Raw genomic sequence first — 12,019 nt, 5'->3', positions numbered from 1 at the left:
GCTCCACTGCAGTTTTAGGCAACTGAGCGGGGCTGCGTGATGGGAAATCCGATTGAAAATTTCGAAAACTCCAACCGGCTGCGTCAACGAGCACACCAAATCATACCTGGTGGCTGCCATACCTATGCTAAGGGAGACGATCAGTACCCGATCCTGTCGCCCGGGTTCATTGCCAGCGGCTCCGGTTGCCATGTGCGAGATGTCGATGGCAATGAATACATTGAATATGGCATGGGCAATCGAGCTGTCGGGTTGGGACATGCCTATCCCCCTGTCGTAAAGGCTGCAAAGGCTCAGCTTGATCTTGGGTGCAACTTCACACGACCATCCGGTCTGGAGGTGGACTGCGCCACAGCATTCCTGGATATCATCAAGACTGCCGACATGGTCAAGTTCTGCAAGAACGGCTCTGATGCCACATCTGCTGCGATCCGGCTTGCCAGGGCGGTAACAGGACGTGACCTAATCGCGCGCTGTTCAGATCATCCCTTTTTCTCTACCGACGACTGGTTCATCGGGACAACCGAAATGAATGCGGGCATACCGAAAGTCATTCAGAACTTGACGCTGGGTTTTCGCTATAACGACCTCAGCAGTGTACAAGATCTGTTGACACGCCATCGCGGAGAAATTGCTGCCTTCATCCTTGAGCCCGCTCGCAACGAAGGCCCGAAGGACGGCTTTCTCCATAAGCTTCAGGATCTATGCCACCAAAACGGTGCCCTTCTTATTCTTGATGAAATGATTACCGGCTTTCGATGGGATATCGGAGGTGCGCAAAAAGCCTACGGTATCGTTCCCGATCTATCCTGTTTTGGGAAAGCGCTTGGCAATGGTTTCTCTGTCTCGGCCCTAGCGGGGAAAAGAGAGTTTATGGCGCTCGGAGGGTTGGAGCAGACATCAAAGCCTCGGGTTTTCCTGTTATCAACCACACACGGCGCGGAAACACACGCATTGGCTGCTGCGATTGCCACGATCAAGGTTTATCGGAATGAGCCGGTTATCAGCCACCTTGTAGAACAGGGAAAGGTTCTGACTGCTGCAATCGGGCAGATCGCAGTCGCGCACGGCGTAGACAAATATTTTGGCGTCCAGGGACATCCAGCTTGCCTCAGCTACTTTACCCTAGACGATCAAGCAAAGCCCTCTCAGGCATTTCGCTCCCTCTTCCTCCAAGAAACGATACGCCGGGGACTGATAGCCCCTTCGCTTGTCGTCAGTTACGCGCATGGAAAAGAGGACGTGGCAAAGACGCTCGATGCAATCGATGCTGCAATGGCAATCTACAAAAAGGCGCTGGAAAACGGCGTCGGAAAATATTTGGTGGGGAGGCCATCTAATGTTGTGTTTCGGCGCTTCAACCGCTTGAAACTCAAGACGTCCGCCGACCCTGTTGCGGAAAACACATTGTGAGCTCGGGCCTAGGGTGAGGACGCCATCATCTTGTTGAAATGGTGTGAAGCGATCCGGATGAGATACGAGGCGAAAAACTTGAGGCGATACCGAAGTATCGGCGAGCCTCTCCTCTCATATTCTTGCCGTTCATCGTGCCATTTCAATAATATGATGGGGTCCTCACCCTGGAGTATCCAAAAGAGGTAGCGCGCCAATCAAGCCGATCCTTTGGATGCCCTTTGCCAACGGTTTGCGCAATGCGGCACGAATGGCCGGAATGCTAGGATCTTTATCAATTGTCATAGAGGGGCGTGTGATGAAGGTTCTGCTGACTGGGCATCGCGGATACATTGGATCGATAATGATCCCGATTCTGCGCAACGCCGGACATGATGTCCACGGTTATGATTGCGAATTATATGAACGCTGCGCTTACAGTCCTGGAGGCGAACGCCCCACAACACCTGGCAATCGCAAGGATATTCGCGACATCACCGGCGCCGATCTCAAAGGCTTTGATGCCGTCATCCACCTCGCCGCGCTCTCGAACGACCCGCTGAGCAATCTCAATCCTGAAACGACCTTCGAGATCAACTATCGCGGCAGCGTCAGGGTTGCTACTGCCGCAAAGGAGGCAGGTGTGCAGCGCTTCCTCTTTGCATCATCATGCAGCAATTACGGGGCCGCTGGTGAAGGCATGATTGACGAGACCGGAGCGCTTAATCCCGTTTCAGCCTATGGAACCTCGAAAGTCCTTGCCGAACGGGAAATCGCGGGTTTGGCAGATGCAAACTTTTGCCCGGTCTATATGCGTCCAGCAACGGCATACGGGTTGTCGCCAATGTTGCGCTTCGACATCGTTCTCAACAATCTCACCGCCTGGGCAGCGACGCAGGGCCTCATCCTTTTGAAATCCGATGGCACTCCGTGGCGTCCGATTGTCCACGTCGAAGATATCTCGCGTGCTTTTCTTGCAGCGCTCGAAGCGCCAGCAGATGTGGTACGCAATCAGGCCTTTAATGTGGGACAAAATGAGCACAATTACCGGATCAAGGACATTGCCGAGATCGTTGCTCGGACGGTTCCCGGTTGCCAACTGCAATATGCAGAAGGGGCTGGGCCGGATACGCGTTCTTATCGAGTAGATTTCACCAAAATTCGTCGAGCGCTTCCGGCGTTCAAACCGACCTGGACCGCTGAAAAAGGCGCCGAGCAACTCTACAATGCCTATCTCAGTACAGGTCTTACCGTCGCAGAGTTCGAAGGACCGCGCTACCAAAGGGTCAGCCAACTACAGAAACTGATCCGCGAAGGCGAGATCAACAACCATCTCCGCCCAATTGTACTCTGGCTCGAAAGCAAGGGCGACAGGCGCCCGATCCAAGTTTGATGTTTGAGATGCTGACGACTGTACCTGTCGCTAAGCCCGATTTAACAAGCTTCCCTCATCCTTACCAGGCTATGGGAGACATAATCCATGCATTGGCATCCCGCATCTATCCCCTCTGCCGCAGCATTACCGGCCAGGGCGTGCGCGATACGATCGACGTTCTGAGAGACCATATCGATATCATTCGGAATGACGTACCAAGCGGAACGCGCTTGTTTGATTGGATAGTTCCGCAGGAATGGATCGTACGGAACGCCTATATCATCGATCCGTCTGGCAGGCAGATCGCGGAATTCAAAACCTCCAATCTTCACCTGTTGAACTACAGTATCCCTGTGCGACGAACCATGCCCCTGGCAGAACTCAAGGCCCACATCTACACTCTGCCAACCCAGCCGGACCTTATCCCGTACAAGACTGCCTACTATACCGACGCATGGGGTTTTTGCATGAGCCATAACGAGCTTCTGGCGCTCAAGGACGGCGACTACGAGGTGGTCATCGACACCGCTAAGGTACCAGGCATGCTCCACTATGGTGAATATCGCCATCAGGGATGGGGTGACAAGGAAGTCCTGCTCTATGCGCATATCTGTCATCCATCCTTGGCGAACGACAACTGCTCGGGCCTGGCGCTACTGACATGTCTTGCGGAATGGATGAAGTCGATCCGAACCTATTACAGCTATCGTTTCATTTTTGCGCCTGGAACGATCGGCTCCTTGGCTTGGCTATCCGCAAACGAGCATTGCCTGCCAAATGTCGCCCATGGACTCGTTCTCTCATGCATAGGCGATGGTGGTAATGCACATTACAAGCGAAGCCGCCGACACACCGCAATCATTGACCGAATTGCTGCTTGCACTCGTTGTGGCGAGGATCAGCATCCGCTGGCAATCGATGACTTCAGTCCCTTTGGATACGACGAGCGACAGTTTTGCTCACCCGGCTTTGATCTCCCGGTTGGCCTCTTGCAGCGAAGCGCATTCGGAACGTTTCCGGAATATCATACATCCGCGGACAATCTCGATTTCATCCGGCCTGAGCATCTGGGCTCTTCGTTCCGCATGGTCGTGGACATGCTGTCTGCTTTGGAAGGGAATTGGACGCCATTGAATAACTCCCCGAAGGGTGAACCGCACCTCAGCAGACACGGTCTCTTCCCGACAATCGGTGGTCACAAGGATCAAAGCCTTCAGACAGCGGCCTATCTTTGGGTTCTTAATTTTGCAGACGGCAACCACGACCTGCTCGATATTGCCGAAAGGTCAAACTTATCCTTCATGCAAATTGCTGCAGCGGCAGCCGATTTGCTGGACGCGCGACTGATCTCAAATCTCGGCTTCCTCGACCGAAAAATTTGACAGCCCGCGCCAATACGGCCATTCGAGATCCCGATCAGATATCACTGCGGGCTCGTGCGGCCAGACAATGCCGATCGCCGGATCGTCGTAGCGCAGCCCGGATGAGCTGTTCGGTACATAGGGGGTTGATATCAGATACGAGATCGCAGCATCCTCGCAGAGCGACAGAAAACCGTGGGCGCATCCTTGTGGAATGTAGAATTGCGTCCCCCTGTCTGCAGATAGCATTGCGCTGAACCAGACAAGATAGGTTGGAGAGTTCGGTCGCAAATCCACCGCTACATCCCAAACCTCCCCCCTGACGCAGGATACGAGCTTGATTTCCTGATGAGGCGGCGCCTGAAAATGAAGCCCTCGCAGCGTATGCTTACACTGAGATACAGACAGGCTGTGCTGAACGAACTCACTGTGCAGCCCATGCTCTTTAAAAGTTTCCTTGCAATAAGTCCGGGCAAATGAGCCACGCCGATCAAAAGCCCGTTCTGGTTCGATGATCCACAGGTCCTGGATCGGTGTAGATCTGAAATGCATCCCTCCAACCTCCCTTTCTCTCACGAGACTTCTCCTATGACTGTGGAGCCTTCCAGCAAGTCAGGAAACCGCATTTTTGGGAGTAAGATGACTGATCGTCATACGCGAAAGGGCTAAGGGAGCGTCTCTGACGGCCAGTATCTGGACAACTAACCCCTCCCTTTCAATCTGCTCTACCACTTATGGATGAGGGCATGATGCAAATTAGGGTATCGTAATAGATTTATATTTCCAATAAATTACAATTAAAAGGAACGCCGTATTTCATCTAAAATTCCAATCCGGAGCACGTGATGAATATTGAGATGAACTCGCCGTTGACAGACCGTGTCAAACAGAATGCTGTCAAATGTCGGCTTTGTGATGCTGCCCTTGAGCATACTTTTGTCAACCTCGGGATGTCGCCTCCCTGCGAAAGCTTCGTTTCCGCCGCGGCCCTTGACAGTATGGAGCCTTACTATCCGCTCCATGCATTCGTCTGTAGTGAATGCTTTCTCGTACAGTTGAAGGAATACGTGTCCCCTCTGGAGATATTTGAGGAATACGCCTATTTCTCCTCCTATTCAGACAGTTGGGTGACACACGCGCGGAACTATTGTGAAGAGGTCGTAAAGCGCTTTCACCTGGGACCCGAATGCTATGTCGTCGAGGTCGCGAGCAATGATGGATATCTCCTCCAACACTTCCAGAAACTGAAAATTCCAGTCCTCGGTATCGAGCCCGCGATCAATGTTGCCAAGGTAGCGGTGGAAAAGGGTATTCCCACGCTTACGGATTTCTTTTGTCATTCCCTTGCAAGGGAACTGGCCGATAACAACAAGCAGGCTGACCTGATTATCGGCAACAATGTTTTGGCCCAGGTGCCGGAACTTAACGACTTCGTCGCGGGCATGAAACTGTTGCTGAAGCAGACCGGGGTGATTACTCTTGAATTTCCGCATATCGCCAAGTTGATTGCGGGAAACCAGTTCGACACCATTTACCACGAACACTTCTCGTACTTTTCGCTCCTGACCATCGAGACATTGGCCGCACGCAACGGGCTTAAAGTGATCGATGTCGATGAACTCTCCACCCATGGCGGATCGCTCCGGGTCTATCTGGCCCATCAAGACGGTCCATGGCGACGCGAGCCGAAGGTTGATGCACTGCTGGAGCGCGAGCTGGAGATGGGTCTCGGCCGTTTAGAGGCGTATACCGCATTCGATCTCGCCGCCCGGCAGGCGAAACGGAACCTGCTAGCGTTTCTGATCCGCATGAAGGACATGCGCAAGGTGATCTGTGCCTACGGTGCGCCCGGCAAAGGCAACACTCTTTTGAATTATTGCGGCATAGGGACGGATTTTATCGACTTCACTGTCGACCGCAACCCCTACAAGCACGGTCGCTACACCCCAGGCATGCATATTCCGATTATGCCTGTCGACGAGATCACCAGGGTCAAGCCGGACTATGTCCTCATTCTACCTTGGAATCTGCAAAACGAGATTGTCGAACAGATGAAGGCAATAGGCGACTGGGGCGGTAAATTCATCGTTCCCATTCCGGATGTCCTGATCATTGATCCTAAGGAAGGTGCGCTATGAAGGTCGTACTTTTTTGTGGCGGCAGAGGCACGCGTATTCGGGACTATTCCGAAAGCATACCCAAGCCTCTTATTCCGCTCGGCGGGCAGCCGATCATGCATCACCTGATGCAATATTACGCAAGCTACGGGCATGAGGATTTTCTTCTCTGCCTTGGCTACAAAGCGAATGCCATAAAGGATTTTTTTCTGAACAGTCGGCCTGAAAGCTATGGTGACTGCGTTGTGACCGGCTCAGGACGGATCGAGATGTTGGACGCAATGCCGCGGGATTGGCGTGTAGCGCTCATCGATACCGGCATCTGGCGCAACATCGGCGAGCGCCTCTGGGCGGTTCGACATCACCTGAATGGCGAGGAGATGTTTCTCGCCAACTATAGCGACGGTCTGACCGATGTCGACCTGGATGATATGATCCGGCGTTTTGAGCAAAGCGACAAGCTTGCCTGCTTTCTCGCAGTCAAACCGCCTCTCACATACCATCTCGCCGATATCGATGACGATGGTCGCGTTTTGGAGTTTCGCTCATCAGAAAACTCCCCCATGCGCATCAATGGTGGCTTCTTCCTGATGCGGAGGGAGATCTTCGACTACATGCGCGAGGGCGAAGAACTCGTGCTGGAGCCTTTCGCCAGGCTGATCACTGAAAACAAACTGATGGCCTACAAATACGATGGCTTCTGGCGATCGATGGATACGCTACGCGACTGGCAGACTTTGGAAGCCATGATGGAACGTGGCGATACACCTTGGACAAGTAACCGAAGGGCAGACCTGAAGGCATTGCACCCGCCTGTTGGAACGCTGACATGAAGGCCCTTTCTCTTGCATCACCGGGCGATCGGCTCCGTGTCTTATGCTTGGGAGCGCATTCCGATGATATTGAAATTGGCGCGGGCGGCACTCTTCTCAGCCTGATTGCCAGAGGCGTTCTGCTCGACGTTCACTGGTGCGTGCTGAGCGCAAGCGCAGAGCGAGCAACAGAGGCCCTGCATTCCGCTGAAGCATTTCTTGCGAACGCGGCATCCTGCGCGATCGAACTGGGAATGTTTGAAGACAGCTATTTCTCGACACAGCACCGGGAACTCAAGATGTGGCTGATTTCTCTCCGTGAGCGGATCGATCCGGATATCATCTTTAGCCACAGCCGCGGGGACGCACACCAGGATCACCAGGAAATAAACCGGTTAACGGGCAACGTATTCCGCAACCATCTCGTTCTGGAATATGAAATTCCCAAATGGGACGGCGACCTAGCCATACGCAACGCTTACATGCCGCTGAGCGAAGAGGTCCTCGACCTGAAAGTGGAGCTCCTGCTCCGGCATTTCGGTAGCCAGCGATCCAAGGACTGGTTCGATGCAGAAACCTTTCGCGGGCTGGCTCGCCTAAGAGGAATGGAATGCCGCGCCCCGTCTCGCTATGCCGAAGCCTTTACTGTGAGAAAGCTGCTCCTGTCGTGAATGGCACAGGTTGCTGTGATTTTTTGCGGCTGAATGCGATCGCCTAGAGTGTCTGTCATATGGTGAAGGAGCTTAGAATGCATGAGGAACGAATTGCTTGGTCTGCGTCCGAGGGAGAATTGCCCGTTGCGACTGATAGTGGTTACCTCGCTCTGATTGATCGACGAATGCTGGAACGGGAGTGCCTAGCCCACAGCCTGAAATTTCCGCGTAGTGGTTGGCGTGTTCTAACATTCTCGAATGTTCAAGATTGCAAGAACGCTGCAGACAATTTGGGCTCACCTCTCGTTGTCGTCTTCAACACCGGAAGTTACGCCAAAGAGGATGCAATCAACGCAGTAGCCGAGATGATTGCCATCATGGCACCTGCTTCAGTCCTCGTTCTCTCCGAAGTTCAGGACATCAACACCGTCCTCGAAGTTATTGCTCTCGGGGTTAAAGGCTACATACCGAGTTCAGTAAGCATCGACATCTGTATCCAGGCCATCAGTTTAGCGATTGCGGGAGGGCGATTCATTCCAGCCAGCAGTGTCTTGGCAGTGCGCGAGTATTTGGGTGTCGCGCCGCAGAGCCCCGCAAGTGAAACCAGGTTTACCAATCGGCAGACTGCTATTGCAGAAGCTCTGCGGTGCGGAAAGGCTAACAAGGATATCGCATCAGAGCTGCATCTCTGTGAAAGCACCGTCAAAGTCCATGTCCGCAATGTCATGCGCAAATTAGGTGCGAGCAATCGAACCGAGGTGGCGTGCAAATTGACGAGATGATTTGCGGGCATCGTCTTCAAGACTCAAACCGCCCTCAGCGCTTATGGCAGGAACCGCAATGATTCACTCATCATCACCGTCCCACGAGCGAGAAGGCATTCCCCGGATTATTTTTATTATGAGGGAACGGAGGAAGGCAATCTTCTTCTGCATGCTCGCAGGCTTTGTCATTGGTGTCATAGGTTACGCCCGAAGCCCCGTTCAATATACATCCGAAGCAACATTAGCCCTCGATGTCCGAAAACTGCAGGCGCTACCGACCGAATCGGTGATCTCGCCGCTGCCGCAGGAAAGTCCTGTGCTACGGACCGAACTTGATATCATTGGCTCGCAATCGATGGCGGAACGTGTGCTGGCAAACCTGCAGGGCACTGGCCCGGCCGGCATTCAGATAAACAATGATCGCCTCGAAAGCGGAATTTCGCCAGGTCGCAGTGATCCTGGGCGATCGAAGCTGGTGAGTGAGTTGATGACTCATGTTCGTGTAAGGAATGACGGCAGATCCTACACCATCTATATTTCCTATTCCGCCGCTGATCCGGCTTATGCCGCCAAGGTCGCCAATGCGTTCGGAGAAGCTTACATAGATTATCAGATAAGTCTTCAGACCACAGCGACGCGCCGTGTCAGCGACTGGCTGGGAGAACGCCTTGGCAATCTCCAGACGAAGTTGCAACTTTCCGAGCGGCAAGCGCAGGAATTCCGCGAGAAAGCCGGCTTGATTGATACGGGCGGCATATCGCTTTTATCCCAACGCCTGTCCGGACTGAACCTTGAATTGACATCCCTGCAAACAAAACTCGCGGGAGCAAATGCCCGATTGGCCACCGCGCTTGAAGTTCAACGGAGCGGCCGTGGGCTGGGATTGAGTGAAGTTCTTTCTTCGCCGGCAATTCAACTTTTGCGTTCAGAACAGTCCCGTGTGATCCGGTCACTTAGAGAGATCAACGAAAGCGGCGCGCGGATGAACGCACAGTTGCCACAACTTCAGTCGCAGCTCGCGTCTCTCGACAACCAGGTCAATGAAGAAATATCGCAGATTATTGCCAGCCTGCGTAACGACATCGAGGTGAACGAGAAGCAGCAACGAGAGGTGGAGCGCAATTTCAGCGAGGTGCAGCATGCGTTGACGGAAACGAATATGGCGATTGTTCAATCCGGTCAGCTGGATCGTGAAGTGGCCGCCGACCGGACCATTTATGAAACCTATCTCACACGCTACAAACAAACCATCGAGCAAGTGGGCATAGCCACCGCCGAGGCGCGTATCATTTCGCGCGCCCTGCCAAGCACCAGACCCACTGCGCCCGATAAAGCTCTTTGGGCTCTGGTAGCCACACTCTTTGGCTGTGGCACCGGTATTGCAGTCGCTCTGATCCTGCATGTGACGGATAAATCGGTTGGTTCCATCTCCGCCCTTCAACAACGAACCGGCCTTGCGGTCATCGGCAGAATTCCGCGCATGGCTGGGGGAGATTTTCGCTTTGCTCCAGGGCTTCTGAATGGCGATACGGCGGATTTCTATGGCGCGTTGGCGGACCTCCAGACCTATATTCAGCTGCAACATCCCAAAGCACGCATAATTGCTTTTACGTCGTCGACGGACAGGGAAGGCAAGACATTCGTGGTTGCAAACCTCGCCAGATCTCTGGCGCTGAGCGGCGTCAAGTTGATCGTCATAGAGGCAAACTTGCGCAATCCGTCCCTTGAGGCCGAATTCGACATTAACCCTTCGCTCCATCTTGCGCGTGCAGTTGCTCAGGAGCTGACGTTTGAAGAGGTTATCCAGCGTGACGGCAACTCTTCTGTGGACGTCATCGTTGCCGAGCCAACGGTAACTCCACCCAATCTTGTTCTGGGAAACAAGCGTTTCGCTCACTTCGTCTCAGAGCTATGGCAGAGATACGAGCTTATTCTCATCGATGCTCCATCTGTGGCCTATGATCTTGATTTGCTGCGGATCGCAACCATGTCTGATGCGACCATCTTGGTGGTAAGGCCTGAATTTGCCAATAGTATGGGGATCCAGAACGCGCTCACCAAACTTCATACGGCCGGGAAGCACATCACCGGCATCGTCCTTAACGGTGTCCGGCGGCAAAAACATCGACGCAGATCTCCTTGGTTACGATTTTTTGGCAGGAAGCCCAAAGCACAGCCGTCAATGACGCCAGCTCTTGCAACAATCACACACAATGCGAGGCGAACATGAAGCCGCCAACCTTCGTTCGTACGGTCCTTCTGCGCCTTGCCTGTGCGAGCATGCTTGTCTTCACCTCACCGTCACCACCAGCCGCCGCCCTACAGGCAAAGCCATATCAAGTTGGCACCGGTGATGTACTGACAATTACAGTCTATGGCGATGCCGGGTTGACGGGTCTTTTTCCCGTTAGTGCAGAAGGCGTCATCGGATATCCTTTGCTTGGCAACATCACAGTCGTGAACATGACCGTCGATGAGATCGGCGCACAAATCAGTCGCGACCTGTCCACACATATGGCGAACCGATCAGTCGCTGTCGCTGTGAAGGAATATGCGCCAATCTTCATTGTCGGAGATGTTCAGAAACCGGGACGCTACGAATTCCGCCCGGGCATGATTGCGCTTGAACTCTTCGCTCTCGGCGGCGGCGCAAGAGTGACATCGGCGAGGATCGACATGTCGGCGATACAGCTTATTTCCGCCCAACAAGAATATGAAGACATGTCTCTCCAGCTCTTATCGCAGGATGTGAGGCGCGTGCGCCTTGAAGCGGAGCGCAACAACGTGCCATTCCGATATGAGGGAAACCGGATCGGCCCGGCCCGCGATCCGGCGGTCCTGGAGAAAATTGTTAGTACCGAGCAGAGCGTTTACGCTTTGCGCCTGTCTGTTCTGGAGGCTGAAAAGCAGAACCTCGAGGTTCAACGGCAAAATTTTGTTCATGAGATAGAGACCCTCGAAAAAGGCAATATCATGCGGAACGAGCAGTTCCAGCTGCTTGGCCTCGATGTGGATGCGTCTGCGGAACTCGTATCACGCGGAGCAGCGTCCCAGGCAGCACTTCGGGAACGGAAGAGGGAGTTGCTCGCAATGAATCAGCAATTACTGGAATCGACCTCATTTCTTGCGCGCGCCCAGCAGAACAAGAACGAGGTGGAGCGACGTGTAATGGAGCTTGAAAGCAAACGTAGAAACGATGCCGTCAGCGAATTGCGTGAGATCGAGCTCAATATGATACGGCTTCGAAAGAAAATGGCCTTCAGCGTGGAAACAATGGCTGAAATTGGCGTGTCATCACGGCGAATGATGAGCCTCGACCAGATGGTGCAAACCCGATTCTCTGTTGTCCGGCAAATATCGGGCGCCTTTGACGAGATCGGAGCAAACGAGCATACCAGTCTCAGGCCCGGAGATGTCGTACGGGTCACTATTCTAGCCTCAAGCTCTTTTGAAACCGCCAAACAACGTGTTGATCCGGGGGATCAATCTTCAGCGCAATGAGGTGTAACAAGGGTAAGCGGTGTTTTCCTCGCACATTGACCAAG

General features: G+C 53.4%; 10 protein-coding genes. 9 read left to right on the top strand and 1 reads right to left on the bottom strand.

Annotation, left to right across the window (positions count from 1 at the left end; genetic code table 11):
• Positions 1-39: 39 nt before the first annotated feature.
• The 3 genes from E8M78_RS06865 (at position 40) to E8M78_RS06855 (ending at position 4,149) form a co-directional block, all read left to right on the top strand.
• Positions 40-1,413 carry a glutamate-1-semialdehyde 2,1-aminomutase gene (locus E8M78_RS06865; protein WP_137134359.1) on the top strand — a complete coding sequence of 458 codons (1,374 nt, stop codon included), beginning with the start codon at positions 40-42 and terminating at the stop codon, positions 1,411-1,413.
• A gap of 298 nt (positions 1,414-1,711) precedes the next feature.
• Positions 1,712-2,785, top strand: a complete 1,074-nt coding sequence (locus E8M78_RS06860; RefSeq protein ID WP_137134358.1) for an NAD(P)-dependent oxidoreductase — start codon at positions 1,712-1,714, stop codon at positions 2,783-2,785.
• 71 nt (positions 2,786-2,856) lie between these two features.
• On the top strand, positions 2,857-4,149 hold the full coding sequence (locus E8M78_RS06855) for a DUF4910 domain-containing protein (protein WP_137134379.1): 1,293 nt from the start codon (positions 2,857-2,859) through the stop codon (positions 4,147-4,149).
• Here the strand turns inward: E8M78_RS06855 and rfbC are convergent.
• Positions 4,117-4,680, bottom strand: coding sequence for a dTDP-4-dehydrorhamnose 3,5-epimerase (rfbC, locus tag E8M78_RS06850; RefSeq protein WP_137134357.1), 564 nt, complete (start codon positions 4,678-4,680; stop codon positions 4,117-4,119). The genes E8M78_RS06855 and rfbC overlap by 33 nt on opposite strands.
• Before the next feature lie 293 nt (positions 4,681-4,973).
• Between rfbC and E8M78_RS06845 the strand changes: the two genes are divergently transcribed.
• From E8M78_RS06845 to E8M78_RS06820, 6 genes are all read left to right on the top strand, one after another.
• On the top strand, positions 4,974-6,266 hold the full coding sequence (locus E8M78_RS06845) for a class I SAM-dependent methyltransferase (protein ID WP_246658247.1): 1,293 nt from the start codon (positions 4,974-4,976) through the stop codon (positions 6,264-6,266).
• A complete protein-coding gene (locus E8M78_RS06840) occupies positions 6,263-7,078 on the top strand; it encodes a sugar phosphate nucleotidyltransferase (RefSeq protein ID WP_137134356.1) in 816 nt (271 codons plus the stop codon). Before E8M78_RS06845 ends, E8M78_RS06840 begins: the two co-directional genes overlap by 4 nt.
• Positions 7,075-7,728 (top strand): PIG-L deacetylase family protein, encoded by a 654-nt coding sequence (locus E8M78_RS06835; RefSeq protein ID WP_137134355.1) that lies wholly within the window; start codon positions 7,075-7,077, stop codon positions 7,726-7,728. The genes E8M78_RS06840 and E8M78_RS06835 overlap by 4 nt, the downstream gene beginning before the upstream one ends.
• Positions 7,729-7,805: 77 nt before the next feature.
• Positions 7,806-8,492 (top strand): response regulator transcription factor, encoded by a 687-nt coding sequence (locus E8M78_RS06830; protein ID WP_137134354.1) that lies wholly within the window; start codon positions 7,806-7,808, stop codon positions 8,490-8,492.
• A 58-nt stretch (positions 8,493-8,550) separates the two neighbouring features.
• Positions 8,551-10,704, top strand: coding sequence for a polysaccharide biosynthesis tyrosine autokinase (locus tag E8M78_RS06825; RefSeq protein ID WP_137134353.1), 2,154 nt, complete (start codon positions 8,551-8,553; stop codon positions 10,702-10,704).
• A 50-nt stretch (positions 10,705-10,754) separates the two neighbouring features.
• A complete protein-coding gene (locus E8M78_RS06820; RefSeq protein ID WP_137134377.1) occupies positions 10,755-11,975 on the top strand; it encodes a polysaccharide biosynthesis/export family protein in 1,221 nt (406 codons plus the stop codon).
• The last annotated feature ends 44 nt before the right edge of the window (positions 11,976-12,019 follow it).

It is taken from the genome of Rhizobium sp. FKY42, from assembly GCF_005222835.1.
In the GTDB taxonomy this organism is placed as follows: Bacteria; Pseudomonadota; Alphaproteobacteria; order Rhizobiales; family Rhizobiaceae; genus Neorhizobium.
The sequence above is the reverse complement of the archived record's forward strand: the minus strand, read 5'-3'. Positions and strand labels throughout refer to the sequence as shown.